This is a genomic window from Lentzea albida (assembly GCF_900111005.1).
Lineage (GTDB): Bacteria > Actinomycetota > Actinomycetes > Mycobacteriales > Pseudonocardiaceae > Lentzea > Lentzea albida.
In genome coordinates, this window is record NZ_FOFV01000007.1 from 202,501 (window position 1) to 228,780 (window position 26,280).

Annotated in this window: 24 protein-coding genes; 7 read left to right on the forward strand and 17 right to left on the reverse strand. The window is 71.1% G+C overall.

Annotated features, from left to right (window positions below; genetic code table 11):
- Both BMY74_RS19745 and BMY74_RS19750 read right to left on the reverse strand, forming a co-directional pair.
- Positions 1-732: a hypothetical protein gene (locus tag BMY74_RS19745; RefSeq protein ID WP_089918000.1), complete on the reverse strand. Its 732-nt coding sequence runs from the start codon at positions 730-732 to the stop codon at positions 1-3.
- Positions 729-1,523 (reverse strand): DivIVA domain-containing protein, encoded by a 795-nt coding sequence (locus BMY74_RS19750; protein WP_089918003.1) that lies wholly within the window; start codon positions 1,521-1,523, stop codon positions 729-731. Before BMY74_RS19750 ends, BMY74_RS19745 begins: the two co-directional genes overlap by 4 nt.
- 171 nt (positions 1,524-1,694) lie before the next feature.
- On the opposite strand from BMY74_RS19750, the gene BMY74_RS19755 reads away from it, so the two are divergent.
- A complete protein-coding gene (locus tag BMY74_RS19755) occupies positions 1,695-2,054 on the forward strand; it encodes a hypothetical protein (RefSeq protein ID WP_089918005.1) in 360 nt (119 codons plus the stop codon).
- A gap of 39 nt (positions 2,055-2,093) precedes the next feature.
- Here the strand turns inward: BMY74_RS19755 and BMY74_RS19760 are convergent, their stop codons facing one another.
- From BMY74_RS19760 to BMY74_RS19770, 3 genes are all read right to left on the reverse strand, one after another.
- Positions 2,094-2,618 carry a hypothetical protein gene (locus BMY74_RS19760; protein WP_089918007.1) on the reverse strand — a complete coding sequence of 175 codons (525 nt, stop codon included), beginning with the start codon at positions 2,616-2,618 and terminating at the stop codon, positions 2,094-2,096.
- Positions 2,619-2,733: 115 nt separating this feature from the next.
- Positions 2,734-3,912 (reverse strand): putative glycoside hydrolase, encoded by a 1,179-nt coding sequence (locus tag BMY74_RS19765; protein WP_089918009.1) that lies wholly within the window; start codon positions 3,910-3,912, stop codon positions 2,734-2,736.
- A 3-nt stretch (positions 3,913-3,915) separates the two neighbouring features.
- Positions 3,916-4,731 (reverse strand): lysozyme, encoded by an 816-nt coding sequence (locus BMY74_RS19770; RefSeq protein ID WP_089918011.1) that lies wholly within the window; start codon positions 4,729-4,731, stop codon positions 3,916-3,918.
- 216 nt (positions 4,732-4,947) lie between these two features.
- Here BMY74_RS19770 and BMY74_RS19775 point away from each other — a divergent pair, with 216 nt between their 5' ends.
- A complete protein-coding gene (locus BMY74_RS19775) occupies positions 4,948-7,695 on the forward strand; it encodes a penicillin-binding protein (RefSeq protein WP_089918012.1) in 2,748 nt (915 codons plus the stop codon).
- Between the two features lie 46 nt (positions 7,696-7,741).
- Here BMY74_RS19775 and BMY74_RS19780 read toward each other — a convergent pair whose 3' ends face one another.
- The 8 genes from BMY74_RS19780 to BMY74_RS19815 form a co-directional block, all read right to left on the reverse strand.
- Positions 7,742-8,506, reverse strand: coding sequence for an SDR family NAD(P)-dependent oxidoreductase (locus tag BMY74_RS19780; RefSeq protein ID WP_177229827.1), 765 nt, complete (start codon positions 8,504-8,506; stop codon positions 7,742-7,744).
- 13 nt (positions 8,507-8,519) lie between these two features.
- Positions 8,520-10,340: a glycoside hydrolase family 3 protein gene (locus tag BMY74_RS19785; RefSeq protein WP_089918014.1), complete on the reverse strand. Its 1,821-nt coding sequence runs from the start codon at positions 10,338-10,340 to the stop codon at positions 8,520-8,522.
- A gap of 14 nt (positions 10,341-10,354) precedes the next feature.
- Entirely contained in the window at positions 10,355-11,935 is a 1,581-nt protein-coding gene (locus BMY74_RS19790; protein ID WP_089918016.1) for a glucoamylase family protein, read from the reverse strand.
- A 20-nt stretch (positions 11,936-11,955) separates the two neighbouring features.
- Positions 11,956-12,774 carry a carbohydrate ABC transporter permease gene (locus BMY74_RS19795; protein WP_089918018.1) on the reverse strand — a complete coding sequence of 273 codons (819 nt, stop codon included), beginning with the start codon at positions 12,772-12,774 and terminating at the stop codon, positions 11,956-11,958.
- A 1-nt stretch (position 12,775) separates the two neighbouring features.
- Positions 12,776-13,672 carry a carbohydrate ABC transporter permease gene (locus tag BMY74_RS19800; protein ID WP_218159676.1) on the reverse strand — a complete coding sequence of 299 codons (897 nt, stop codon included), beginning with the start codon at positions 13,670-13,672 and terminating at the stop codon, positions 12,776-12,778.
- Complete coding sequence (locus BMY74_RS19805) at positions 13,669-14,946, reverse strand: sugar ABC transporter substrate-binding protein (protein ID WP_089918020.1); 1,278 nt, start codon at positions 14,944-14,946, stop codon at positions 13,669-13,671. Before BMY74_RS19805 ends, BMY74_RS19800 begins: the two co-directional genes overlap by 4 nt.
- Before the next feature lie 37 nt (positions 14,947-14,983).
- Positions 14,984-16,012, reverse strand: coding sequence for a LacI family DNA-binding transcriptional regulator (locus BMY74_RS19810; protein WP_089918021.1), 1,029 nt, complete (start codon positions 16,010-16,012; stop codon positions 14,984-14,986).
- 427 nt (positions 16,013-16,439) lie between these two features.
- Positions 16,440-17,324, reverse strand: a complete 885-nt coding sequence (locus BMY74_RS19815; RefSeq protein ID WP_089918023.1) for a LysR substrate-binding domain-containing protein — start codon at positions 17,322-17,324, stop codon at positions 16,440-16,442.
- A gap of 79 nt (positions 17,325-17,403) precedes the next feature.
- On the opposite strand from BMY74_RS19815, the gene BMY74_RS19820 reads away from it, so the two are divergent.
- Genes BMY74_RS19820 through BMY74_RS19835 form a run of 4 tightly spaced genes read left to right on the forward strand, consistent with a single transcriptional unit; the run spans position 17,404 to position 20,801 of the window.
- Complete coding sequence (locus BMY74_RS19820) at positions 17,404-18,618, forward strand: acetyl-CoA C-acetyltransferase (protein WP_089918025.1); 1,215 nt, start codon at positions 17,404-17,406, stop codon at positions 18,616-18,618.
- Positions 18,618-19,373, forward strand: a complete 756-nt coding sequence (pcaD, locus tag BMY74_RS19825; RefSeq protein WP_089918027.1) for a 3-oxoadipate enol-lactonase — start codon at positions 18,618-18,620, stop codon at positions 19,371-19,373. Before BMY74_RS19820 ends, pcaD begins: the two co-directional genes overlap by 1 nt.
- On the forward strand, positions 19,370-20,146 hold the full coding sequence (locus BMY74_RS19830; RefSeq protein WP_089918029.1) for a CoA transferase subunit A: 777 nt from the start codon (positions 19,370-19,372) through the stop codon (positions 20,144-20,146). Before pcaD ends, BMY74_RS19830 begins: the two co-directional genes overlap by 4 nt.
- A gap of 1 nt (position 20,147) precedes the next feature.
- Positions 20,148-20,801 carry a CoA transferase subunit B gene (locus BMY74_RS19835; protein WP_089918030.1) on the forward strand — a complete coding sequence of 218 codons (654 nt, stop codon included), beginning with the start codon at positions 20,148-20,150 and terminating at the stop codon, positions 20,799-20,801.
- Here the strand turns inward: BMY74_RS19835 and BMY74_RS19840 are convergent.
- The 4 genes from BMY74_RS19840 to BMY74_RS19855 all read right to left on the reverse strand — a co-directional run bounded on the left by BMY74_RS19840 (position 20,782) and on the right by BMY74_RS19855 (position 25,369).
- Positions 20,782-22,311: a sensor histidine kinase gene (locus BMY74_RS19840; protein ID WP_177229828.1), complete on the reverse strand. Its 1,530-nt coding sequence runs from the start codon at positions 22,309-22,311 to the stop codon at positions 20,782-20,784. The genes BMY74_RS19835 and BMY74_RS19840 overlap by 20 nt on opposite strands.
- A gap of 82 nt (positions 22,312-22,393) precedes the next feature.
- Positions 22,394-22,732: a DUF4387 domain-containing protein gene (locus BMY74_RS19845; protein WP_089918035.1), complete on the reverse strand. Its 339-nt coding sequence runs from the start codon at positions 22,730-22,732 to the stop codon at positions 22,394-22,396.
- The gene (locus BMY74_RS19850) at positions 22,725-24,095 is read right to left on the reverse strand and encodes an acyclic terpene utilization AtuA family protein (RefSeq protein WP_089918037.1); all 1,371 of its coding nucleotides are present in this window, start codon (positions 24,093-24,095) and stop codon (positions 22,725-22,727) included. The genes BMY74_RS19845 and BMY74_RS19850 overlap by 8 nt, the downstream gene beginning before the upstream one ends.
- A 23-nt stretch (positions 24,096-24,118) precedes the next feature.
- Entirely contained in the window at positions 24,119-25,369 is a 1,251-nt protein-coding gene (locus BMY74_RS19855; RefSeq protein ID WP_089918038.1) for an MFS transporter, read from the reverse strand.
- Positions 25,370-25,468: 99 nt separating this feature from the next.
- Here BMY74_RS19855 and BMY74_RS19860 point away from each other — a divergent pair, with 99 nt between their 5' ends.
- Positions 25,469-26,191 (forward strand): GntR family transcriptional regulator, encoded by a 723-nt coding sequence (locus BMY74_RS19860; RefSeq protein WP_089918040.1) that lies wholly within the window; start codon positions 25,469-25,471, stop codon positions 26,189-26,191.
- Positions 26,192-26,280: the final 89 nt, after the last annotated feature.

Consider the following 26,280-nt stretch of genomic DNA (forward strand, 5'->3'; position numbering starts at 1 on the left):
TCACGAACAGCTGAACAGCACGGGGCAGGACGCGTGGTGCAGCGCCGCCCTCGCATCGGGTTGCAGGCCCTCTCCCGGGCCGCGTTCCCGGCCGGACACCACGAGCAGGTCGCTCGGGAACAGTCGGGTCTCCTCGGCGACCGACCGGCCCTGGCGCACCAGTTCGACGATCACGCCGGGACAACACGCGTGCACGACGTCGGCTGCGTCGTCGAGCCAGCCGCCGGACAGGGGGCACGACGGCCGGGCCAGCACGCGCAACCGCGTCGCACCGCGGGCCCGGCACAGCGCCGTGGCGCGCTCCAGCACGCCCTCACCCCCGACGCGCTCCACCACGGCCGTCACCACACCGAACCGCCCCGCCAGCGCGGTGGCGGATCCGCCCACGACCACGACGTCGCGCCGGTCACGACAGGCGAGCGGCGGCGCGTCCAGAGCCCGCTGACGCGACAACACAACAAGTGCGCCCTCAGTCGCGGGCGGGTAGCGGTCCCCGTGTTCGACGTGGACGGTCAGCTCCGGCCGCTCGGCCAGCAGCGCCGCGACCTCGGTGTGCACCGGGTCGTCTTCCGCACCGGTGTGCACGACCAAGTCGACGCCGAGCGCCTCCGCGCAGCCGGCGGCCCAGCGCACACCGGTGACGCCCGAGTCGCGGACGTCCACCAGCACGCAGGTCGTGGCGGTAGGCGCGGACTCGCCGGTGAGCGCCGGTCCGCCGGTGACGGCGGTCATGCCGACACGCTCGGCATCTGGCTGGTGGAGGCGGGTTCCTCGTCGGGCTCGGCCTCGGACCCGGGTTCGACGTCGGGTTCGGGGCGGCGGGGCATCTCGATCAGCTCGGCCTCGGCGGTCGCGGGCGCGTCCTCCGGTACGGCTTCCAGCGCCACGGGTGCCGCCGCCACCGCGGACTCGGGGCTCTTCCACACCTCCGCTCCCCTGAGCACGCCGATCTCACCGGGCTCGGGGCCACGGGGCGACGGCATCTCCGGCGCGGCGCCGATCTCCGCGTACCACTGGTCGAGCAGCCGCTGCCGCTCCCCGAGGTCCGACAACAGCGAACGGGACCGCTCCAAGGCCTCACCGACGATCTCCCGCGCGCGCTGGCTCGCCTCCGCCAGCCGCCGCTGCGACTCCTGCTCCGCCTCGTCCAGCAGACGGGCGTGCCGGCCCGCCGCCTCCTCCGCGCGGTGCACCGCGTCCTCCGCTCGGGCGCGCGCCTCGGACTCGATCTCGTCCGCCTTGCGCCTGGCCACGTGCAGCAGGTAGCGGATGCAGCCGGACACGGCGTTGTCCTTGCTGTGTCCCGCGTGGAGCGTGCGGTACTCCGTGAGCTCCGACCGGGCCTCCTCGAGGTGGCGGGTCAGTTCGTCCGCCGTCTCCAGGGCCGCGTCGCGGTCGGCGCAGGCGAGTTCGAGCTGGCGCTCCAGGCGGGCGTACTCCTCGTCGACCTGGCTGCGGTTGTACCCGAACAGCTGCGTGTGGAAGGCCGTGCGGCCCTCGTCCAGGAGGTCGTCCATGGCCATGCCCGTGTCCTTTCCTGAACGGGGCGTTACCTCTGTCGAGGTGGCAGTACCCGGGAGAGGACCCTCCAGACATCTCCGACCGAGCATGCACCCTGTTCAGTGAATTCCTCACGGACCGTCATCGCCGCTCGCGCCGGGGGTATCCGCCGCAGACCTGATCGGAGGTGTCACGTGAACGACCACGAGCCCGCCGCCGGCGACGTCGCCTGGCAACCGTTCGTCGACGCGCTGTGCGCCGCCGCGTCCACGTGGGACGCGGACCTGGGGCGGTTCCCCGAGGAGGACCGCCCGGCACCGATCAGCCCGGAGCAGGCCGAGAACGTCATGCTGGCGCTCGCCGCGCTCGCGCAGCGGATGTCCAAGGCGACCGCGGCGGTCGTGCGCGCGATGGCGGACGAGGGGCTGGAGCCCGCAGCCGCGGGAGACGACCTGACCGATCAACTGGAGTCGTTGGCGCGCATGGCTTTGTGCGCCGAGGCCATGGAGCGCGCGGCCGAGCTCGCGCGTGGCGTGGTCAGCCACGACGTGTAGGCGCGCCGGATGTCCCGGCGCGCCCACGCGGATTTCCGGTCAGTTCTGGCGCAGGTACCCGATGTAGGCCTCGGCGGCGGCGCGGGCCCGGTCCCGCAACGCCTGCGGGTCCGTGCCCGCCGCGGCCTGCAGCCCCTCACAGCTCGTGGCGAGCACGTCCGGGCCGAGCGCGGTCATGGCCATGCCGGGCAGTTCGTCCTTCATGCAGCGCGTGGCCCGCCCGACGGCCTCGGGACTGCAGTAGTCCTGCGGCGAGTAGCACTTCTCCACCACGGCGTCGAGGACCGGCTTGCTGCGGTTGTAGATCATCTCCATGCTGCCCAGGCCCGCCACGGCCTCGGGGAGCACGACGTCCTTGAGCTCCTGGACGTCGCGGCGGTCTGTCCCGGGTTGGAGTTGCGCCTGGCACACAGGCGTCATGAACTCCTCTCGCACGATCTTCGTCAGTTTGCCGACCGTGTCGCTGAAGTCGCCGTAGCAGGCGATCGCGTTCGCGGCCGCGGGGGCGAGCACCAACGGGATCGTGGCGATCAGCGCGGCCAGTGCGGTGGTCCTGGTCCTCATGCCGTCCTCCTGGGTCTCCGGTCGATCCGTGCACCGACTGGTACCCGCGCGTCCGTGTGCCCCACGCGGGTCACACCGGGATCGACCGCATCGAGTGACACGTGGTCGCACCGCGTCATCGTCCAGAAGGGACGACGAAGTCCGCCTGCACCGCCTCCCCGTCCGCGGCCACGACTCCGAAGCACGCGCCGCCCGCGCGGACCGCGTCCCTCACCTCCGCGACGAAGTCCACATCGGACTCGACGCCGGCGTGGTCCAGGACCACGTCGTCGAAACCGAGCGACGCGGCCTCCCGCGCCAGGGCCACCACGTAACCGCGCACCTCGGGGTGGGCGGGGTTCGTCAGCGTCAGCCCGGCGGCGTCGCCGACGTGGTCGCGCAGGCCGGAGGCCGCGGACGCGCGGGCGAGCACGGGGTCCTGGAACGCGACGACCCGCGCGACCGCGCGCACTCCGGCGCGGTGCAGCTCCTCGACGGCGGCCCGCGGGTCGTACAGGTCCCTGACCGCGCCGATCTGGTGCGCCAGCGGCACTTCCGACAGGTAGGCGACCTGGCCCGTCTCGTCCTTGACGTCGAGCCGGACGGCGTCGATCTCCCCTCCGCGCGCCCTCGCGAGCACCCGTTCCCGTGACGGCGCGGCCGCCCAGTCGGTCGCGGTCACCCACTCCGCCCGCACGTCCGGCCGGGACACCGGCACCGGAACGTGCCGCCCGTACGAGTTGCCGGCCGCGTCGCGCGCCTCCACGAACACCGTCGCCGCCGCGGGCACCGTGGCGGCGAAGACCCCGTTCACCACCAGGGCGCGGGTCTGGCCGACCCGCACGAGCGCGGCGCTGCGGGCGACGCCCCTGACGGTCACCGGTGACCGGGGTCCTGCGGCGCGAACGTGCTGCACGGCAAGGGAGGGCGGGGTGTCGTCGATGGTGAACCGGTGGTCCACCACAGCGTCCATGACCAGAGGTGTGGCGCTGCGGACGCGCGCGATCAGCGTGTGCTCGCCCTCGGCGGGCGTGAAACCCCTGAGCGTCAACCGGTCCCGGTCGCGGCTCGTCGGGATGACGGTGTCGTCGACGAGGACCTCCACCCGGTCCAGGAGATCCGGCTCCCCCGTGCTGACGCTGACCTCGCGGAAGGCCGCGCCCCGCAGCACGGCGCCGTTCTCCACGCCGTGGACGGTGAGGCCGATCCTGTCGAGGTGGGCCACGGAGCCGACCACGAGGGTGGACGACACGGCGAATACCACGCCGAGGAAGACGAGGAGGAAGAGCTCGGACCTGCGGACCCGGGTGGACACGGCTCAGCCCGATGCCAGTGCGGCGAGGCGGTCGGCTCCGCCGTTGAAGACGTTCTGGTCGATCGGGGACGACGTGAACTGCCAGATCGTGTGGAACGGCCACTTGAAGGGCATCGGGCCGACCGCCGCCGCGTACCGCGCGAGCCACAACGGGTTGGTGGAACTGAAGTCGCCGGAACGGCCAGTGCACCTGTCCCACCACTGCGCCGACGTGTAGATGACGGGCCAGCGCTTGGTGAGCGCGTGGTAGGTGTCGCTGAAGCTGCGGATCCAGTTCACCATCGCGGCGTGGCTCAGGCCGTAGCAGGTGCCGCCGCCGTACGGGTTGTACTCGATGTCGAGCGTCCCCGGCAGCGTCCTGCCGTCACGCGACCACCCGCCGCCGTTCTGCACGAAGAAGCGGGCCTGAGTCGCGCCGTCGGAGCGGTTCGGCAGCGCGAAGTGGTACGACCCCCTCGTCATGCCCACGGCCGCGGAACCGTTGTACTGCTGGGTGAAGTTCGGGTTGGTGTAGTTCGTTCCCTCGGTCGCCTTGATGTAGACGAACCGCTTTCCCGAGCGCCACCAGTGTCCCCAGTCGACGTTGCCCTGGTGGCTGCTCACGTCGATCCCGTGCACGCTGCCCACGTTCTCCGGACCGAGTTCGGAGGGCGACCCGAGCATCTCACCGGTGCCCTCGTGCTTGGCGATCTGCGAGCCCGCCGTGTGGTCGTCGGCTCCTTCGGCCGCGTGGGCCTGCACGGGACTCAGAAAACTCGCGACCAACGCGATCGCGGTGGCGCGAACAAATCGGGAGCCGGCACTTGATTGCGGCGACATCGTTTCCTCCCCGTGCGTGAATGGTCTTGAACGGCAGCTACCCGTGGCAGCCGCCGAAAAACAAGACCCGCATTTGTTGGCACCACAGGGTGACCCCAGTGCTGTTCAGGCACGCACGGTGACGATTCTCGGGGCCCTGATTCATTCGATGTGGTCGCCTGATCGGTGATTCACCGGGTAACCGGCGAAAGCCGCTGTGAATGAGAGGAGTCCGATGTGAATCGCAAGCGGATCGGATCCGGCCTGGGCAAACTGGCCGGGCTCTGCGTGCTCGCCGGCGCACTGGTCGCCGGGCTCCTCTTCCCGGCCACCGCGACACTCGGGTTCGTGTCGAACAAGATCAGCGACCAGGTCCAGTCCACTGTGGCCGAGATGCTGAACACCGGCCCGCCGCTGATGACCACGGTGACCGACAAGGACGGTGCGCCGATCGCCCACCTGTACGACCAGTACCGGGTGCGCACGCCACCGGACAAGATCTCGCAGCACATGAAGGACGCGTTGCTCGCGATCGAGGACCGCCGCTTCTACGACCACCACGGCGTCGACTGGCTGGCCAGCCTGCGCGCCCTGGCCCGCAACAACGCGAGCGGCTCGGTGCAGCAGGGCGCGTCCACCCTGACGCAGCAGTACGTGAAGAACTACCTGGTGCACGTCGTGGCACGCAACAACAAGAACGCGCAACGCGAGGCCCAGGAGCAGAGCATCACGCGCAAACTCCGGGAGGCGCGCATCGCGATCGGCCTGGAGACGGCACTGGGCAAGGACGAGATCCTCCGCCGGTACCTCGACCTCGTGCCGTTCGGTTCGACGATCTTCGGCATCACCGCCGCCGCGCAGGCCTACTTCGACACGACGCCGGACAAGCTGACGATCCCCCAGGCCGCGACGCTCGCCGGCATGGTGAACAGCCCGACGTACCTCGACCCGGAGGCGCGGCCGGACAAGGCGATCGAGCGCAGGAACCTCGTGATCGACGCCATGGTCCACAGCGAGAAGCTGTCCAAGGAGGAGGCCGACCGGCACAAGGCCGTTCCGCTCGGTCTCCAGGATCCCGTGCGCCCGCTGCAGACCGGTTGCGTCGGAGCCGGGCCGTCCTACGGCTTCTTCTGCTCGTTCCTGGTGCAGCACCTCGTCGAGAAGGGCTTCGACCTGGAGGAGCTGAAGGTCGGCGGCTACCGGGTGGAGACCACGCTCGACCCGAAGATCACCGAGCACGCCAAGCAGGCCGTCGAGGCGCAGGCGCCGAAGACCACGCCCGGTGTGGCGAACACGATGGCGGTCGTCCGTCCGGGCAAGGACGCGCACGAGGTCGTCGCGCTGGTGGCCAACCGCGACTACGGCCTCGACAAGGACAAGTTCGAGACGCAGTTCGACCTGCCGAGCGGCGTGGAGAACAAGTTCGGCACGGGCTCTGTCTACAAGGTCTTCACCGCGGCCGCGGCGCTGGAGAAGGGGATCGGCGTCGACACCGTCGTCGACTCCCCCAACACCTACACCTCGCGGGTGTTCAAGGGCGGTGCCCCCTCCTGCCCCGCCACGGGCGAGCCGAACACCTACTGGTACTGCCTCTCCAACCACAACGACCGCTACCCGCCGAAGATGCCGCTGAAGCAGGCACTCGCGACCTCGCCCAACACGGCGTTCGTCATCCTCGAGGAGAAGGTCGGCCTGCAGGCCGTCGTGGACATGGCGTCCAAGCTCGGCATGCGCAGGACGATGGCCACCAACATCGCCGGTGTGCCGCCGGACCCGAAGGGCGCCAAGGACCTGAGGATGACGCAGGCGGAGTTCTACGCCTCCAACGGCAACGCCTCCTTCACCCTCGGCCCCGCTCCCTCCAGCACGCTCGAACTGGCGAACGTGGCCGCGACCGTCATGAGCGGCGGCACCTGGTGCGAGCCGACTCCCATCCGCCGGGTCCTCGACCGCGACGGCAAACCCGTCGAGCTCGCCAAGTCCCCGTGCGAGCAGGCCGTGCCCGAACCTCTCGCCAACGCGCTGGCCACGGGCCTCAGCGAGGACAGCAAGGGCCAGGGCACCGCGGCCGTCTCGGCGAAGAAGGCCGGCTGGAAGCGCCCGATGATGGGCAAGACCGGCACGACCGAGGAGTACAAGTCCGCCGCGTACCTCGGCGCGACGCCCGACTACGCGGGCGCCGTCCAGGTGTTCAACGACAGCACCTCACCGAAGGGGATCTGCGTCGGCGCGGGCGCTCCGACGCTCTGCCCCGAGGGCAACATCTACGGCGGCACCGTGCCCGCCGCCACCTGGTTCGACACGATGATGAAGGTGCACGACGGCCTGCCGGAGAAGCCCCTGCCGCAGGTGGAGGAGCGTTTCCTCAAGGGCGACACGCAGATGAAGGTCCCGGACGTCGTCGGCACGGAGCTCGGCAAGGCCAAGGCGCTGCTGCGCGACGCGGGCTACGAGGTGACGACGGTGTCCGTCGCCTCGGACAAGCCCGCCGGCGCCGTGGTCGACCAGTCGCCGCGCGGTATGGCGTTGCGGGGCACGCCGGTGACGCTGTCGGTGAGCAACGGGTCCGCGCCTCCGCCGAAGCCGGCGGCGCCTCCGGCGACCACCGCCGCGCCCGCGCCTCCGACTCCGGCCGTCACTCCTGCAGAGCCGGGGACGCCGTCACCGACTCCCGAACCGACGTCCACGGTCCCTGGACAGCCGTCGCCGCCGACTCCTGGGCCGACGCCGTCGCCCACTCCCGGACGATCGTCATCCCCTGCGCCCGAACCGACGTCGCCGGTTCCCGGCCGGCCGTCGTCCCCGGCTCCCGGTCAGTCGTCGTCCCCCGCCCCCGAACCGACGTCACCGGCTCCTGGACAGACGCCGACACCCACCTCCGGGCGATCGTCGTTCCCCTCCTCCAAGCCGCCGCCACCGATTCCCGGACCGGCGCCGTCACCCGCTCCCAAGGAGTCGTCTCCCGCTCCCCCGCCGACGAGCTGAGGCACGACCACGAAGCCACGGACCACCGTCCGTGGCTTCGTCCGTGTCAGGTGCGCAGGTGCGACGCCCCGTTGAGGTCCAGGACCGCCCCCGACGACCAGGCCGCCTCGCGCGAGGCCAGGTACACGATCGCCGAGGCGATCTCCTCCGGTGTGCCGACCCGGCCGAACGGGCTCTGGTCCCGCACCGCGTCCCCCTCGTCGCCGGCGAGCTTCCCGGCCTGCCGCTCGGTCGCCACGAACCCCGGCGCCACCGACGTCACGGAGATCCCGTGCGGTGCCAGTGCGACCGCGGCCGACTGCCCGAACGCGTGCAGCGCCGCCTTGCTCGCCCCGTAGGCCGGGTGGTCGGGTTCGCCGCGGAACGCCCCGCGCGAGCCGACGTTGACGATGCTGCCCGGTGCGCCGCGGTCGATGAGGTGCTGCGCCACGGCCCAGGTGACGTTGACGGCGCCGAGGAGGTTCACGTCGAACATGGACCGCCACGCGCTGGTCCACGTGTCCCACGAGGAGTCGCCGATGCGGTGCGGGTTGGCGGCGCTCGGGGCGACCGCCGCGTTGTTGACGAGCACGTCCACCGCGCCGAGCCGGTCCACCGCCTCGGCGACCAGGCCGCGCGCCACCTCCGGGTCGGACAGGTCGCCGCCGATCAGCACGTGGCCCTCGCCGGCCAGTCCGGCCAGGGTCTCCCGCGCGTCGTCGCGGCGGCTGCTGTAGTGCACGGCGACGCGGTGGCCCCGTTCGGCGAAGGCCGCGGCGGTCGCACGGCCGATCCCGCGCGACGCCCCGGTGATGATCACTCCACTCGACATCCCCCCACGGTACCTACAGGCCGTGTCCAAAAGGGAACAACGGATCGTCGTAGCCCGCAACGTCCTCGTGGTGCCGCCGCACCTGTTCCATCGAGCGCGGGAGGTCGAACGGCAGCTTGCCCTCGGGCGGGATGACGCCCGACAGGGCGTCGGCCAGTGCCTCGTCGGTGGAGCCGTAGCTGACCACCAGCGTCGAGGCGATGTCGAGCAACGGGGTCAGCACCGCCGCGCGGTCCAGCGTCACGTCGACCACCAGCGGGCACGCGGCCGCGACGCGGGCCAGGCGCGCGGGCAGACCGGGCTGGAACTCGAGCGAACCCTGGTGGAACCACGACTCCAGGAACAGGTCCGCCCGCGGGTCGAACGGGGCCATGAGGCGCACCAGCGCCAGGTCGGCCTCCTCCGGTGTGGCCACCACGGTTCCCAGGCGCGCCGCGACCTCGGGCGAGACGTTCTCCACGTACAGCTTCAGCCCGGGCTTCAACGGCAACGCGGCCGCGTCCGCACCCGCCTGCAGCACCGTGATCGACCGGGCCTGCGCGGCGTGGCCCTCGTCGCGGAAGTCCTGGCGTCCCACGACCTCCGCGGCCCTGTCCTCGTCGACGAACGGGTCGTCGAAGAGCCCGAGGCGGAACTTCACCGCGAGGAGCCTGCGGGCCGACTCGTCGATCCGTTCCTCCGTCACACGGCCCTGGGCGACCAGCTCCAGCAGGACGTCGACGCACTCCTCGCCACCGAACTGGTCGGCGCCCGCCTCCAGGATCAGCTCCATGCGCCCGTGCGCGTCGAGGTGTTCCACACCCCAGGCGCGGGCGGGCAGCACCTTGTCGCCGACGTGGTTGTCCATGACGAGTTCCCAGTCGGTGAGCACCACACCGTCGAAACCCAGGCCCTCGCGCAGCATGCCGGTGACGACCTGCCGGTTGTAGCCGAAGCCGACCTGGTCGATCTCCTCGCCGTCCACCTCCAGGCCGACGGGCATCCCGTAGTACGGCATGACCGCCGCCGTGCCCGCCTCGATCACCGCGCGGAACGGCGCCAGGTGGTCGTCGAAACGCCCGCCCGGGTACACCTGCTCGCGGCCGTACGGGAAGTGCGCGTCCTCGCCGTCCTTCTGCGGGCCGCCGCCGGGGAAGTGCTTGCTGCAACAGGCGACCGAATCGGGCCCCAGCGACGGCCCCTGGAACCCGCGCACGTACGCCACGGCCAGTTCGGCCGTCAGAGCGCTGTCCTGCCCGAACGTTCCCGCCTGCCGGGCCCACCGCGGTTCGGTCGCGAGGTCGATCGCCGGGTGCAGCGCACAGCGGATGCCCGCCGCCACGTACTCCTGCCGGGCGATGTCCGCGAAACGCTCCACGAGGGACGGATCGCGCAACGCGGCGAGACCCAGCGACTCCGGCCACTGCGAGAAGGCCTTGGCGCTGAACGAGACGCCCGCGTTCTCCAGGAACGCGTGCCGCGGGTCGGTCGAGATCGTCACCGGGATGCCGTGCGGCGTGGTTTCGGCGATGCGCTGGAGGTTGTTGTACCAGCGCGCCGCCATGCGGGCGTCGTGCAGGGCGTGGACGTTGAAGTGGGACAGGTGCTTCTGCGTCACCACGACGCTCGTCGGCGACTTGCTGATGTCGCCGGGAGCCTCCTTCACCGTGCCGTCCGCGCCCGCCTCGATGACGGTGTGGAACAGCAGTCCCGCCTTCTCCTCGAGCGACAGGCGTCCCAGCAGGTCCGCCACCCGCTCGGCGACGGGCAGGCGCGGGTCCTCGTAGGGGTCCATCACGCCGTTGCCGTTGAGGTCGCGGTACTCGACGCCGTCCTCGGAGACCAGCCGAACCATGTCAGGAACCTCCATCACACTCGGCTCGCGCCGAACTCCTCGACACCGATGACCGGGCGCAACGCGCGCTCCACGGCCGGTGTCGCGAACGACCGGCGGATCACGTCCCGGCACAGGACGTTGCCGATCGCTCCCATGACCATCGCCTGGTCCAGCGACAGGTAGCGGCGCGCGATCGTGCCCGACCGCACCGCGACCGCGTCGAAGAACCCGCCCCTGCCGTACGCGCGCAGGTCGTCCTGGATTCGCGCCAGGTTCGTGAACGCCTCGTCGCGCTCGTGCATCATCGCCAGGAACGCCGCGTGCGGGGTCACCACGCCGTCGCCGTAGGTCGGCGTCGGAGCGGTGGCGGGCCTGCACGAGCCGAACCCGACGTCGTAGTTCGTCATCTCCTGGTCGGAGAAGTAGCCGTTCGCCCCGTTGCCCGGCTCGTTGCCGGGTCCGAGGCCGAGCGCGTCGACGCCGTACTCGCGGTAGCCGCCGGCGGGGTTGCTGGACGGACTGAAACCCCAGAAGCCGTACTTCGCTTCCAGCAGGCCGTGTTCCCGCTGCGCGCGGACGTGCAGGGGGTGGTTGCGGCCCCACGAGTTCGGTGCCCATTTCGCCTCGGGCACGAACACGTCCGGCATGAGCTCCTCGAACATCGACCCGCCCCAGCCCGGCACGATCCGCATGCCGCGGTAGGTGTACGCGCCTTCGAAGACCTCGATGCCGTAGTAGGTGCGGTTCTCCCCCACCGGCTGCATCTCGTGCCACGACCAGTCGCACGACGCCGGGAACGTCCGCCACATCGCGAAGTACTGCTTCGGCGGGACCTGGCCGGTGATGATGCCGAGGTAGCTGGTGATCCGCGTTTCGGACACCGTGGTGTCGTAGTGGTGCGTGGTCAGCCAGACGGGGTCGCCGCCGATGTGCGTGCCCTGGTAGACCCCGCCGGGCCGGTCGTGGTCGAACGGGAAGAACCCGCCGTGCATCAGGCCGCCGGGCCGCACGGGGTGCGCGGGGTCGTCACCGGGGTTGTAGAAGGAGTCCCACCGCATGCGGGCGAACAGCTTCCTGGCCAGGCCCGCGGCCGCGCGGTCGGCACCCGCCACGGTGAGCAGGGCGGCGCCGAGCCAGCCGTTGTCCACACTGGAGCAGAACGGGTGCACGACGGCACCCGTGCCGGGCCACGAGCGCAGCGCGTCGCCCGTTTCCTCGTCGTACCAGTTGAAGTACATGCCGCTCGGGACGTGGTGTTCCATCCGGTCGAGCGTCGTGAGGGTGCGGACCAGCCGCGCCGACGCCTCGTCCTTCGAGATGACGCCGAGCTCGCGGGCCACGATCGTCGACCACAGGTAACCGCCGATGTTCGTCGGCGAGGTGTAGCCCGAGCGGTCGGACGCGGCGAGCGACTCGGGGATGTTGTCGGCGGGCAGGCCCGTGCTCGACGGGGTCATGGCGACGAGGCTGCGCCACGTGTCCCTGGCCCACCCGCGCACGCGGACCGGGTCGAACCGGTGACCGGGGGCGGCCGCGGCGGAGGCGGGAACGGCGAGCGCGGCGGCACTCGCGACGAGCAGGGTTCGGCGGGTGATCCTGACTGGCGGTTCCATGTGAGTCCCCTTCGGACTTCTCACTTGATGCCGGTGGTCGCGATGCCCTCGATGAAGCGCCGCTGGAAGACGAGGAACACGAGCAGCACCGGGACGACGACGATGGTGGCCCCGGCGAGGAGCAGGCCGTACTGGATCGAGTTCTGGCCGGTCGAGTACAGGGCGAGCGCGACCGGCAACGTGTACTCGCTCTCCTGCTGCGCGACGACCAGCGGCCACAGGAAGTTGTTCCAGCTGCCCAGGAACGTGAGGATGCCCAGGGTGGCGAGCGCGGGCCCGCACAGCGGCAGCACGATCCTCGCGAAGATCCGCAGCTCGCCCGCGCCGTCGACCCGCCCGGCGTCGAGCAGTTCGCCCGGCAGGCCCACGATGAACTGGCGCATCAGGAACACGCCGAACGGCGAGACGAGGAACGGCAGGATCAACGCGGGCAACGAGTTCGCCAGGCCGGCGTTGACGACGAGCACGTACAGCGGCACGAACGTCACCACGCCGGGGATCATCAGGGTCGCCATCACGATCACGAACAGCGTCCGCTTGCCCCGGAACTCGAGCTTGGCGAGCGCGTACCCGACCATCGAGCAGAAGAGCAGGTTCCCGGCCGTCACCAGCACGGCGACGACCGCCGAGTTGAGGAAGTACGTCCCGAACTGAAGGCGGGAGAACAGCTGCGTGTAGTTGTCGAGCGACGGCGCCTCGGGCACCCACGTGGGCGGGTTCCTGCGGATCTCGCCCTCGCCCTTGAAGCTGCCGAGCACCATCCAGGCGAACGGCGAGACCACGGCGACGAGCGCGACCGTGAGCGGGACGTAGATCCACCAGCGGTTCTTGGCGGTCATGTCAGCTCCTCTCCCGCAGCAGGCGGAACTGCAAGGCCGTGACGACCGCGATCACCACGAAGATCAGGTAGCTCATCGCGGAGGCGTAGCCGTAGTTGCCGAACCCGAACTGCCGGTAGGTGTACATCGACGCGGAGATCGTCGAGTTCAGCGGACCTCCGTTGGTCATGACGTACGGCTCCTCGAAGAACTGCAGGTAGCCGATCGCCGTCGTCACCGACACGAACAGGATCGTCGGGCGCAGCAGCGGCAGCGTGATGTGCCGGAACCGGCTGAACGCGCCGGCCCCGTCGATCGACGCGGCCTCGTGCAGCGACGCGGGGACGGCCTGCAGCCCGGCCAGGAAGATGATCATCGCCGTGCCGAAGTTGCGCCACGCCGCCATCAGGATGAGCGCCGGCATCGACCAGTCCGGGTCGCCGAGCCAGTTCGGGCCGGTGATCCCGAACCAGCCGAGCACGGTGTTGATCAGCCCGTACTCGTCCTGCAGCAGGAACCTCCACACCACCGCGACCGCGACGATCGACGTGATCACCGGGGTGTAGAAGCCCAGCCGGAAGAACGCGCGGAACCGCGAGATCCCCTTGTCCAGCACCACGGCGGCGGCGAGCGCGATGACGAGTGTGAGCGGCACGCCGACCACCACGAAGTACGCGGTGTTCGCCGCCGCCGTGCGGAACAGCGGGTCGGTGAACGCCTGCACGTAGTTCTCGAGCCCGACGAACTCCACCGCGAACGGCGTGCGCAGGTCGCGGTTGCGCGTGTCGGTGACGCTCATGAACAGCGACTGGATCACGGGCCACGCCGTGAACACGAGGAACAGCAGGCAGAACGGCAGGATCAGGCCCCAAGCCGCCCGCTCCACCCCGCGGCGGCGGGCCGGGGCGGGCAAGCTCACTTCCCGGTCCCGATGGAGTCGGCCGCGGACTGCGCCGCCTTGAGCGCGCCCGCCGCGTCGGCACCGGAGCGTGCCACCTTCTCGACCTCGGTGTCGAGCGCGGTGATCGCCTGTTCCCAGGTGGCGAAGGTGGGCGGCGACTGCGCGGTGTCGAGCTGCTTGCCGAACGTCGCGAGCTTCGTGTCCGCGGTCAGGGCCGGGTCCTGCCACGCGCTCTTCACCGACGGCAGGTCCGTCGACTGCTGGTACCACTTGACCTGCGTCTTCGGGTCCGTCAGCCACTTCGTGAACTTCCAGGCGGTGTCACGGTTCTTCGTCTCTTTGAACACGACGAAGTTCGACCCGCCGACGAAGCTCGACGACGTCTTCTTGACCGGCATCGGCATGACGTCGTACTTGTCCTTGAAGCCCTCACCGCCGAGCTTCTCGACCGCGGACATCATCCACGGGCCGGAGATGAACATCGGGACGCGACCGCTCACGAAGTCCGGCTCGGTCGTGGGCTGCGCGGGAGCCTCCTTGTCCGCGATGCCCTCGCTGAAGAAGGAGCCGTAGTAGTCGAGCGTCTCCTTCATCTCCGGGCTGTCGAAGTTGTAGGCGCCGCCGTTGTCCTTCGTCAGCTGCGCGCCGTTCGACCAGGCGAAGGGCAGCAGCGACTGCCACGACCCGGTGCCGCCCGCCTGCAGGCCGATGCCGAACTTGGCGCCCGCCTTGGTCTGCATGGCCTTGGCCATCTCCTTGAGGCCGGCCCAGTCCTTCGGCGGCGTCTCGTACCCGGCGGTCTTGGCGAGGTCCTTGCGGTAGTAGAGCAGGCGCGTCTCGACGTACCAGGGGATGCCGTAGGAGGTTCCGCCCACTTCGGTCGTGCGCTGCGCACCGTCGAAGAAGGCGCTCTTGTCGATGGACGACGGCGTCGGGTCGAGCGCGCCCATGCCCGCGAACTCGCCCATCCACGTCGAGCCCACCATGGCCGCGTCCGGCGCCTGCCCGGCGGTGATCGCCGAGGTGAACTTGTTGTGGGCGGCGTCCCACGGGATCGCCGTCACCTGGACCTTGGCGCCGGGGTTGGCGTCCTCGAACTCCTTGGCGAGCGCGGGGAGCTTCTCCCCCTCCGCACCCATGGCCCAGACGGTGATCGTGCCCGTGGCGGGCCCCTCGGCGACGTCGGCGCCCTGCTGGCCACCGGCCTGGTCGTCGCCGCGGCCACACGCTGCCAGCAGCAGCACCACGGCTGCCGACACTCCCGCGAGCGTCCTGGAAGTCTTGCGCACCATTGCTCCTAGCTTCCTCTCGTCTCAGGTGGACAGTGGGTCAGGCGGGCGGACAGCCGCAGGACGACCGCACGACGAGCTGCGTCGGCAGCACCCGCGCCTGCGCCTGCGGCGGTTCCCCGCTCACGAGCTCGTGCAGCCGGTTCGCGGCCAGCGCACCCAGTTCCTGCACCGGCTGGCGCACCGTCGTGAGGCCGGGTCGCACGTACCGCGAGGTCATGACGTCGTCCCAGCCGGTCACCGCGATCTCGCCCGGCACGTCCCTGCCCGCGTCCTGCAGCGTCGTCATGATCGACAACGCCAGCTCGTCGTTCGCGCAGATCAACGCGTCGGCGTGGTACTCGTTCCGGAGCAGCCGCTGCGCGAAGGCGGTGCCGTCGGCCTCGCTCAACGCGACGCGGACGGGCTCGGCGGGGACGAGCCCGCGTTCCTCGTGCGCGGCGACGAACCCCGCGTACCGGTGGCGGATGTCGGGACCGGTGTCCGGATCCCCGACGAACAACGCCCGCTCCCGCCCGTGGCCCAGCACGTGCCCGGCCAGCTCCCGCGCGCTCTCCAGGTTCTCGGCCGCGATCGTCTCGACGCCGTCGTGCGGCTCCCCGGCGATCACGACCACGGGCTTCTTGGCGCGCAACAACCGCACCACGTCGCCCGAGATGGCGGGCGACCCGAGCACCGCGATGGCGTCGACCCTCGTCGCGAGCTGCCGCACCGCCGCGGCCAGGTCGGTGCGGCTGTCGGTGAGCACGAGCACGATCGACTGCGCCAGCTCGGCGGCCCGCGCCTCGAACCCCATGAGCAGCTCGGCGTAGTAGGGACCGGACAGCTCCGGCAACACCAGCCCGTGCGCCTCATGGTGCCGCACCGCCAGACTCCGCGCCGCCCCGAGCGGCACGTACCCCAGCTCCTCGACGGCCGCGAGCACCTTCTGCCGGGTGGTCTCGGCGACGACCGTCGCACCCTGCAACACCCGCGAGACGGTGGCGATGCTGACGCCGGCGCGCCCGGCGACGTCGTAGATCGTCGCTCCCGCCGGCTTGGCCTCGGAAGAGGTCTGATGCTTGGCCATCGCGCTGCCTGCCACCTCGTTGTCGCAGTCTGTTGCATGTAAGCGCTTACATGTCACTTGTTGTTATGTAAGCGCTTACATGAGGGTGATGTGGCAAATATAGGCACGGATGGAGGAGCGGCACAAGGGGTGGACGGTGCCCGCGGCCACGACCGGGGCCGTAGATCAGGGCGTCGCTGGCGCTCTGACCAGTGGGATTCCACTCGGTAAAGAAATGTCCGGGTCTGCTGTCAGCTCGCACCGCTCGCTCGCGACGTCGAACCGGCCGGGTGGGCCGGCGGGCCGCACGCGCAGCCTCACGACCTTCGGTGCTTCGCCCCCATCACACCAAGCTCACCGCTTCCGCGACTCCACCCCACCACACCGGCTGCAGGCTCACCGCCTCTGCGGCTCCACCTCACCACCGCAGCCACACCGCGTTGCGGCTTCACCCCACCCGCCACCGCTCCAGCAACCCCAGAGCCCGCGCCAGCACCGGCGAGTCGTCGTCCGCCCGCACCGCCGCCACCAGGTCGACCCCCTGCTCCCCCGCCAGCGGCCGGTAGGTCGTCCCCGGCACCCCCAGCTCCGCGACCGGCGCCGGCACCACCGCCACGCCCAGCCCCGACGCCACGAACGTGACCAGCGTCGACGTCTCCGCCACCTCGTGCCTGATCCGCGCCTCGAACCCCGCCGACCGGCACAGGTCCGTGACGATGCCGTGCATGACGGACCGGCCCCGGGACGCGTGCACGATCAGGTCCTCCGCGCGCAGGTCCGACACCGCGAGCCGCTTGCGGCGCGCCAGCGGGTGGTCCTCCGGCAGGGCGACGATCAGCTTGTCGCGGCGGACCGTGGTCACGCGCACCGCGGTGTGCTCGACCGGTGGGCGCAGCAGTGCGAGGTCGATGCGGCGGCCCAGCAGGGAGTCGAGTTGGTCGGGTGCCAGCATCTCGCCGCGGAACGCGAAGTCGACGGCCGGGAGCGCGTCGCGAAGCGCTCGGGCGAAGGCGGGCAGGAGGCTGTAGGTCGCGGAGCCCACGCAGCCCACGACCAGGCGGCCCTGCAGTCCCTTGGCCACCCGCTGGGCCTCGGCGGCGGCCTCGTCGACGGCGGCGAGGACGGCTCGGGCCCGCTCCAGGTAGACCGCGCCGGCTCCGGTCAGCTCGACCTTGCGGGTCGTGCGGTGCAGCAGGGTGACGCCGAGGTCGGCTTCCAGCTGCTGGATCTGCTGGGACAGGGGTGGTTGCGCCATGTTGAGGCGGGCGGCGGCCCGGCCGAAGTGCCGTTCCTCGGCGACCGCGACGAAGTAGCGCAGGTGGCGGAGTTCCACCCGATTGATACTCCCAGAGTCTCACCGATCACGAAATGAGTATTTCTGTATATCGCCGCACAGGCCTAGCGTCAGGGGCATGACCGATGTCGTCATCTGCTCGCCCCTGCGGACCCCGGTCGGGCGGTTCGGCGGGGCTCTCGCCTCGCTCAGCGCCGCCGACCTCGCCACCGCCGTACTGAAAGAACTGGTCAGCCGGACAGGTCTCACCGAAGGCGACGTCGACGACGTCGTGCTCGGGCAGAGCTACGCGAACGGCGAGTCGCCCGCGATCGGCCGCGTCGCGGCGCTGGACGCGGGTCTCGGCACGCGGGTGCCGGGCGTTCAGATCGACCGGCGCTGCGGGTCCGGGCTGCAGGCCGTGCTGTACGCCGCCGGGCAGGTCGCGACCGGCGCGGCCAGGGTGGTCGTGGCGGGCGGCGCGGAGTCGATGTCGCAGGTCGAGCACTACGCGCTGAACCTGCGCACCGGTGTCCGCAGCGGCGGGATCCAGCTCGTCGATCGCCTCGACCGCGCCAGGGAGACCGCGGGCGGCCGGTTCCACCCGGTGCCCGGCGGCATGCTCGAGACCGCCGAGAACCTCCGCCGCGAGTACGGCATCTCGCGCGCCGAGCAGGACGAGCTGGCGGTGCGGTCGCAGCAGCGCTGGGGTGCCGCCGACCGGGCGGGGCACTTCCAGGACGAGCTCGTCCCCGTCACCGTCGCCGGACGGCGGGGCAGGCCCGACGTCGTCGTCGACCGCGACGAGCACCCCCGCCCGGACACGACGCTCGAGGACCTCGCCGCGCTGAAGCCGGTGCGGCTGAAGCTCGACCCCGAGTCCACGGTCACCGCGGGCAACGCCAGCGGCCAGAACGACGGCGCCGCGTTGTGCGTGGTCACGACCCGCGCGGAGGCCGAGAAGCGCGGCCTGCGCCCGTTGCTGGCGCTCAGGTCCTGGGCCGTGACCGGGGTCGGACCGGAGGTCATGGGCATCGGACCCGTGTCCGCCTCGGCCGCCGCGCTCGACCGGGCCGGGCTCACCCTCGACGACGTCGACGTCATCGAGCTCAACGAGGCCTTCGCCGCCCAGGTGCTCTCGGTGCTGCGCGAGTGGAAGCTCGACCCCGCAGACGAGCGCCTGAACCCCAACGGTTCCGGCATCTCGCTCGGCCACCCGGTGGGCGCGACCGGGGCGCGCATCCTCGCCACGCTCGCGCACGAGATGCGCCGCCGCGGCAGCCGCTACGGCCTGGAGACGATGTGCATCGGCGGCGGTCAGGGCCTCGCCGCGGTCTTCGAGGCGGTGCGCTGATGAGCCTCCACCACGTCGTCACCGGCAGGCACGACGGCCCGGCGGTCGTGCTCTCCGGTTCGCTCGGCTCGGCACTGGAGATGTGGGACGCCAACGTTCCCGCGCTCGAGGAGCACTTCCGGGTGGTCCGCTACGACACCCGTGGCCACGGACGCTCCCCCGTTCTCCCCGGCCCGACCACGATCGACGCGCTGGCCGACGACCTCGTCACCCTCCTCGACGAGGTGGGCGCCGACAGGGCCCACCTGGTCGGGCTGTCGCTCGGCGGCATGACCGCGTTGCGCGTCGCCGCCCGGAATCCCGAACGCGTCGACCGGCTCGCCGTGCTGTGCACGAGCGCCCACCTCGGCCCGGCCCGGAACTGGACCGACCGCGCCGCTCTCGTTCGCGCGGAGGGCACGCGGGCGGTCGCCGAGGCCGTCGTCCAACGGTGGTTCACCCCCGCGTACGGAGATCGCGCGCGGTGGGAGGCGATGGTCGCGGCGACCCCGGCCGAGGGGTACGCGGGCTGCTGCGAGGCGATCGCCGCCATGGACCAGCGCGCCGACCTGCACCGGATCACCGTGCCCACGCTGGCGATCGCGGGAGCCGACGACCCGGCGACACCACCGCACCACCTCGAGGAGATCGCCGATTCGGTCCAGGACGGCCGGCTCCTCGTCGTCCCGCAGGCCGCCCACCTGGCCAACGCCGAGCAGCCCGCCCGGATCAGCGCGGCGATCATCGACCACCTGACGAAGGAGAGCCGTTCATGAGCCTGGACAAGGTGGTCGGCGGACCGGCCGAAGCCGTGGCGGGCATCCGTTCCGGTGCCAGCGTCGCGGTCGGCGGCTTCGGCCTGGCGGGCATCCCGTGGTTCCTGATCGAGGCGTTGCTGGAGCAGGGCGCCGACGACCTCACGATCGTGTCCAACAACTGCGGTGTGGACGGCGCCGGGCTCGGCCTGCTGCTCGAAGCCCGCCGCATCAGCCGCGTCATCGCGTCCTACGTCGGCGAGAACAAGGAGTTCGCCCGCCAGTACCTCAACGGCGAGCTGACGGTCGAGCTCACTCCACAAGGGACACTCGCGGAACGGATGCGTGCCGGGGGGTCCGGCATCGGCGCCTTCTACACGCCGACCGGGGTCGGCACGCTCGTGTCCGAGGGCGGCCTGCCGTGGCGGTACAACCCCGACGGCACCGTCGCGCTCTCCTCACCTCCCAAGGAGGTCCGCACCTTCCACGGCAAGGACATGGTGCTGGAGGAGTCGATCGTCACCGACGTGGCGCTGATCCGGGCCGCCGTCGCCGACCGCGCGGGCAACTGCGTCTTCCGCGCCGCCGCCCGCAACTTCAACCCGGCCGCCGCGATGGCCGGCCGGTTCACCGTCGTCGAGGCCGAACGCGTCGTCGAGGTCGGTGAGATCGCCCCCGACCAGGTGCACCTGCCGGGCGTGTTCGTGCAGAACGTCGTCGCGCTCACGCCGGAACAGGCCTCGCGCAAGGACATCGAGAAGCGCACCACCCGCGCCCGCCAGGAGGCGAACTGACATGGCCTGGACCCGCGACCAGATGGCCGCCCGCGCCGCACTGGAACTGCGCGACGGCGAGTACGTGAACCTCGGCATCGGCCTGCCGACGCTGATCCCCGACCACCTGCCGGCGCGCTCGACCGTGACGCTGCACGCGGAGAACGGGATCCTCGGCGTCGGCCCGTTCCCCTACGAAGACGAGGTCGACCCCGACCTGATCAACGCGGGCAAGCAGACCGTGAGCGTGCTGCCCGGAGCGTCGTTCTTCGACTCCCCCACCAGCTTCGCGATGATCCGCGGCGGCCACATCGACACCGCCGTCCTGGGCGGCATGCAGGTCTCCGCGCGCGGTGACCTCGCCAACTGGATGGTGCCCGGCGCGATGGTCAAGGGCATGGGCGGCGCCATGGACCTCGTCAGCGGCGCCCGTCGCGTCATCGTCCTGATGGAGCACAACGCCCGCAACGGCGACGCCAAGCTCGTCGACACCTGCACCCTGCCGCTCACCGGACGCGGGGTCGTCTCGCGGGTCATCACCGACCTGGCCGTGCTCGACGTCGAGGACGGCGCGTTCCGCCTGGTCGAGCTCGCACCGGGCAGCACGGCCGAGGACGTCGTGGCCCGCACGGGCGCGCCCGTGCTCGTCGGGGAGCTCAGCCGACCGGCACCGTGACGTCCGCGTCCGCCCCGGGCAGGGTGAAGCGGAACGTGGTGCCGGCGGTGGTCGTGGTGTCGAGCCAGATGCGGCCACCGTGGTGTTCGACGATCTTGCGGCACATCGACAGCCCGATGCCGGTGCCGGGGTAGGTCTCCTTGGCGTGCAGCCGCTGGAAGATGACGAAGACCCGTTCGGCGTACTGCTCCTCGATGCCGATCCCGTTGTCCCGCACCGAGAACTCCCACATGCCGTCCTCACCGGGTTCGGCGCCGACCCACACGTGCGGGGGCTCGTCGCCGTGGAACTTCACGGCGTTGCCGATGAGGTTCTGGAACACCGCGGTCAGCAGGCGGGCCTCGCCCCGGACCTCCGGCAACGGGCCCACCTCGACCACGGCGCCGGACTCCTCCAGCACCTGGGAGAGGTTGCCGCGCGCCTCCTCCACGAGGTCGGCGGCCGCGACGACCACCTGCTCGTCGCGGTGGCGGCCGACCCGGCTGAAGGCGAGCAGGTCGTTGATGAGCCGCTGCATGCGCTTCGCGCCGTCCACGGCGAAGTCGACGTACTGGACGCCGCGCTCGTCGAGCTTGTCGCGGTAGCGCCGCTCCAGCAGCTGGCAGAAGCTCGCGACCTTGCGCAGCGGCTCCTGCAGGTCGTGGGAGGCGACGTAGGCGAACTGCTCCAGCTCCGTGTTGGAGCGGCGCAGGTCCTCCGTGGCCGCGTCCAGGGCGGCGTTGCGCTCCTGCGCCTGGTCCAGCTCGTCGACGATCCGGACGCGCATCTTGTCCACGTCGTGACCGAGCACCAGGAGTTCCTGAGGACCTGACGCGGTGACCACGTGCGCGAAGTCGCCCCCGGCCACCTGCCCGACGTGCTCGCGCAGCCTGCTCAACGGCCGCACGACGTAGACGAGCATCGCGGCGACACAGCCGAGCACGGCGATCAGCAGCACCGCCAGGGCGACGATGCAGGTGACCGCCATCCCGGTGGCCGAGTCGTTGAGCGCGGCCCGTCCCTCGGTGCGCTGCAGGGCCAGTTCCGCCTGCAACGTCGACAGCGCGGCGCGGACGGCGTCGAACCGCTGCTTGCCCACCGCGTCGTCCGGCACCGGGGTGCCCGCGCGGACCGCCGCGATCGCGGGGTCGGCGTACTCGCTGCGCCAGGCCGCGAGCGCCGCGTCCACCGCGTTCACGCCCTCGGCCACCTTGGGGGTGTTCAGCGCGACGACGGTCGCGCGTGCGGCCGACTGGCGGTCGAGCCCGTTCTCGTAGGGTTCGAGGAAGTCGGCGCTGCCGCTGAGCACGTAGCCGCGGACCCCGTTCTCCTGGTCGACCAGGTCGGCCCCGAGCTGCTGCGCGCTGACGACCGCGGGACCCACCACGTCGAGCAACCGCGACCGCGCCTGGGAGAGGTCGCTGATGGCGAGCAGCACCGCCGTGGTCGCCGCGAGCAGCACGGCGACCAGCGCCACGGAGATCCACACCGACCACCGTCTCAGCGACGGACCACCGGAATCCGCGTGCACGGCACCTCCCCCTGCTCCGACGGGAGCTCCGCGCTCAACACGTGTTGAGTCGCGCAATCTTAGGGTCGCGCCGGCACCCGCCTCACACGGGCTCGGGCGAGACGGGGCGCAGTGCCGCCAGCGGGACGTGGTGCTGCCCCGCGTGCACGTCGCGGTCGTGCAGCCCGGCCTGGGACACCGGCCTGGGGAACGAGATCTTGACGACGTTCAGCGCCGGGATGCGGAAGATCTGGACGTCCTCGGCGCGCACGGCGTACAGCGCCGCGATGACGTCCTCGTTGACGTTCTCCGGCGCCGCGGCCAGGGCGTACCCCGCCTCGTCGCGCATGAACAGCTCCATCGTGACCCAGAACGGCCCGGCGTTCTTGGACCGGACCTCCAGCGCGAGGTCCCCGAAGGTCGGCGTGCTCTGGTCAGTCATGGGTGCGGGCCTTCCGGAGGTCGATGCGGAACATCTCGGTGGGGGTGCGGGTGTCGACGACGTGGTTGAGCACGAACTCGTAGACCGGTCCGCGTTCGGTCTCGGCGGGGGACGTCGCGAACGCCAGGCTCGGCAGGTAGTCCATGTCGGGCGTCGGCAGGTGCAGCATCAGGGGGTTCGCGACCTTGGCCGCGGCGGTCGCGAGCTCCTGGGTCGCGGCGCGGACGAGCAGCATCACGCCGATCTCGCGCGGCGGGCGGCTCGCGGGTTCGAGATCACCGAGGACCGCGTCGTAGCCGTAGCGGCGCAGGTCGTAGGTGTACTCGCTGCCGTCGAGCCCGAGCGTCTGGGCGACGCGTTCGGTGAAGATCTTGTCGAACAACTCGGTCCACGCCTCGATGTTCGCGAGGATGTGCTCGTCGCGGATGGCGGTGAACGACATGGTCTCGTAGCCGGTGACCCTGGCGCCCTCCAGCTTGACCGTGTGCTGGTCCGCGAGGTGGAACAGCGATCCCTCGACGCGGACGCGCCGGTCGTCGAGCGCCGTGTAGGTGGCGTGCTCGACGTCGAGCTCACCGGCGGGCTCGCGCATCCGGAACGGGTTCACCGTCTCGTAGAGCATGTGTGCCGCCACGGAGATCGGCGTGCACGCGGCGTCGGGGTCGAGCGGCTCGATGGTGAAGCCGTTCTCGTCGATCGTCGCGAGCACACCGCCCGTACGCGGGTTCGTCGTGCACTGACCGCCGCACTCGACGATCTTCGCCGCGTGCCACGTCGGCCCGGCGGGCATGCCCTTCATCAACGGGAACGCGGCCGCGACGGCGGTGTCGGTCGCGCGGCCCGCGAGCACGACGTCGGCTCCGGCGCGCAACGCCTCCTCGATGGGTTCGTGGCCCATCATGCCGACGACGTGGGTGCAACTGTCCACAGTGGCCTCGTCGAGTTCGCGGGCCGGCGCCAGCGGGTGCACGGCCCCGGCGCGCAGGCGAGCCTTGAGGAAGTCGGCGCGCTGTTCGCTGCGGATCGTCGCCACCGACAGGTCGAGGCCCTCCTCGCACAGGATGTCCTCGACCATCCCGGCCACCCAGTCGACACCCGAGTCGGTGCCGCTAGTGCCGCACGACCCGACGACAAGGGGGATGCCCGCCTTCGCGGCGGCGCGCAGCAGGACGCGCAGGTCCCTCGCGACCGCGGCGGCCGTCGTCTTGGGGGTGCCGGAGCCCAGGTAGTGCGGGCCGGAGTCGGTCGAGCCCGCGTCGACGGAGATCACGTCGGCACCGAGATCGAGTCCGCGGTCCACTGTGGACTGCGCGAACCCGGCGCCGAGCATGCCCGTGGGCGACAGGACGCGGACGGCTTTCATGAGCGAGGTCCTTTCGGGGGTGTTCAGAGGGAGGTCGCGTGCCGGCGCACGAGGACGCCGACGCGCAGGATCGCGGCGGTGGCCAGCGCGGTGACCAGCGCGATGTCGAGGAGCATGTACCGCCAGCCGGTGACGTCGACCATCGCGCCGACGATGCCGGGGCCGACGAACCCGCCCGCGGCCCAGCTGACGGTGTAGAGACCCGTGTAGACGCCGATCACGCGGGCCGACGGCGCCAGGTTCCACAGGACGACGGCGGCGTTGATCAGGAAGCCGGACGCCCCGGCGGCCGCCACGCAGAAGGCGACCACGGTGACGGTGGGGGTCGGCACGAGCGTGCCGAACGCGAGCGCGACACCGAACACCGTCATGCCGATGGTCATGGTGCGGACGCGCCCGATGCGTTCGGCGAGCAACGCGGCGGGGTAGGCGGAGACCAGGAACGCGATGCCGCTGGGGAACGTCAGCGAGCCGGCCTGGCCGCGGGTCAGGCCGAGCGCCTCCATGCCGTACGGCGTGAAGAGCGACCGCGAGGAGAACCAGGCCGACGCGAACAGCAGCACGGCGGTGACGACGAGGAGCCGGCTGCGGTCGCGGTCGCCGAAGATGTCCTTCACGACGTCGCGCAGCCGCGTGGCGGGCCCGTCCCCGGTGTCCTCGGTGAGCGAGAGCTGGTACGCCCTCGACGTGTTGTCCCGCACCCGCCACACGAGGACGGCCGTGCACACCAGCATCAGCAGGGCCGGCACGGTGAACGCGAGCTTCGGGTGGTCGTCCACCAGCAGGGCGCTCACGAGCGCGGACACGATGACGGTGAGCCCGGACGCGATCTTGACGACGGCGTTGGCCCTCCCCCGCCGCTCCGGCTCGATGAAGTCGGGCAGCAACGCCTGCGCGATCGGCTTGAAGCTGTTGCCCACCAACGCGTACACGAAGATCACCGCGATCAGCGACGGCAGCGCGGTCGCCAGCGGGATCAGCGTGAACAGCACCGCGGCGAGCGGCATGCCCACCGCGAGGTAGGGGATCCGGCGGCCCCACCGCGTGCGGGTGTTGTCCGACCGGTTGGCGATCCACGGCTGGACGAAGATGCCGAGCAGGTTGTCCATGCCCATGAGCAGGCCGACCAGTGCCGTGCTCGTGATGTGCTCGCGCAGCAGCGGCGGCACCTGCGCGTCGTAGAAGTCCCAGGTCGTCTCCTGCGCGAAGACGGCGAGCGCCACGAAGAACGTGATCCGCCGGGTGAGCCGCCTGTCCGCGGCGAGTGCTGGCACGAGAGCCTCCGTTGGCTCGGGAACGCGTCGCCACAAACTAGGATGCTATAGCAAAACCGTCAAGCAATAGCTTGTTCAGTTGACGTAGTATCGGCTCCCGTGACAGCCGACGAAGATCCGCGCGAGACGCTGGCCGACCGCGCCTACCGCACGGTCGGGGACGCCATCAGCGCGGGCGAGCTGGCACCCGGCGAGAAGATCACCGAACGCGGCCTCGCCGAACGGCTCTCGATGAGCCCGACCCCCGTCCGCGAGGCGATCCGCCGCCTGGAGCAGGACGGCCTGATCAGGCGGACCGGCCCGCGCACCGTCGTGGTCGCGGACATCGGCACCACCGCCGTCGAGGACCTGGCCGAGGTGGAGATCGCACTGCGCGGCCTCATCGCCCGCTTCGCCGCCCGCCACGCGACCACGGCCCAGGTGGACGAACTCGACGCGATCCTCGACGAGGCCGACGACCTGCTGATCGTCATCAAGCAGCGCGACGCCGAGGACCGCCCCGTCGAGAAGCACCTCAACACGCTGCTCGACACCATGCAGCGCTTCAACGACGCCGTGGCGGCCTGCGCGGGCAACGCGGTCCTGGTCAGGCTGCTCGAGCAGACCAGGGTCTTCACCAGGGCCGAGCGCCGCACCCGCACGCTCGAACGGGTGCGCGCCGACCACCGGTTCGGTCTCGACCGCTACACCACGCACCGCGCGCTCGTCCGCGCCCTGCGGGCCGGTGACTCCGCGGCGGCCGAGCAGATCGCGATCGACGACGTGCGGGGCGGTCTCGAGGACCTGCGGCACGTACCGGGGCAGGTCACGCGTCGGCGGTGACGGGACCGGCACCACCCGACCGCACCCGCCCGGGTGGTGTCCACTTCGGACTCCAACTTCACCGCTCCCGGCAGCAATCCGGTCATCGG

What these genes read in the sequence shown, in the direction of transcription:
- BMY74_RS19745 (WP_089918000.1), bottom strand. Translation starts at nt 732, where the DNA reads ATGACCGCCGTCACCGGCGGACCGGCGCTCACCGGCGAGTCCGCGCCT.
- BMY74_RS19750 (WP_089918003.1), bottom strand. Translation starts at nt 1,523, where the DNA reads ATGGCCATGGACGACCTCCTGGACGAGGGCCGCACGGCCTTCCACACG.
- BMY74_RS19760 (WP_089918007.1), bottom strand. Translation starts at nt 2,618, where the DNA reads ATGAGGACCAGGACCACCGCACTGGCCGCGCTGATCGCCACGATCCCG.
- BMY74_RS19770 (WP_089918011.1), bottom strand. Translation starts at nt 4,731, where the DNA reads ATGTCGCCGCAATCAAGTGCCGGCTCCCGATTTGTTCGCGCCACCGCG.
- BMY74_RS19780 (WP_177229827.1), bottom strand. Translation starts at nt 8,506, where the DNA reads ATGTCGAGTGGAGTGATCATCACCGGGGCGTCGCGCGGGATCGGCCGT.
- BMY74_RS19785 (WP_089918014.1), bottom strand. Translation starts at nt 10,340, where the DNA reads ATGGTTCGGCTGGTCTCCGAGGACGGCGTCGAGTACCGCGACCTCAAC.
- BMY74_RS19790 (WP_089918016.1), bottom strand. Translation starts at nt 11,935, where the DNA reads ATGGAACCGCCAGTCAGGATCACCCGCCGAACCCTGCTCGTCGCGAGT.
- BMY74_RS19795 (WP_089918018.1), bottom strand. Translation starts at nt 12,774, where the DNA reads ATGACCGCCAAGAACCGCTGGTGGATCTACGTCCCGCTCACGGTCGCG.
- BMY74_RS19805 (WP_089918020.1), bottom strand. Translation starts at nt 14,946, where the DNA reads ATGGTGCGCAAGACTTCCAGGACGCTCGCGGGAGTGTCGGCAGCCGTG.
- BMY74_RS19810 (WP_089918021.1), bottom strand. Translation starts at nt 16,012, where the DNA reads ATGGCCAAGCATCAGACCTCTTCCGAGGCCAAGCCGGCGGGAGCGACG.
- BMY74_RS19820 (WP_089918025.1), top strand. Translation starts at nt 17,404, where the DNA reads ATGACCGATGTCGTCATCTGCTCGCCCCTGCGGACCCCGGTCGGGCGG.
- pcaD (WP_089918027.1), top strand. Translation starts at nt 18,618, where the DNA reads ATGAGCCTCCACCACGTCGTCACCGGCAGGCACGACGGCCCGGCGGTC.
- BMY74_RS19830 (WP_089918029.1), top strand. Translation starts at nt 19,370, where the DNA reads ATGAGCCTGGACAAGGTGGTCGGCGGACCGGCCGAAGCCGTGGCGGGC.
- BMY74_RS19835 (WP_089918030.1), top strand. Translation starts at nt 20,148, where the DNA reads ATGGCCTGGACCCGCGACCAGATGGCCGCCCGCGCCGCACTGGAACTG.
- BMY74_RS19845 (WP_089918035.1), bottom strand. Translation starts at nt 22,732, where the DNA reads ATGACTGACCAGAGCACGCCGACCTTCGGGGACCTCGCGCTGGAGGTC.
- BMY74_RS19850 (WP_089918037.1), bottom strand. Translation starts at nt 24,095, where the DNA reads ATGAAAGCCGTCCGCGTCCTGTCGCCCACGGGCATGCTCGGCGCCGGG.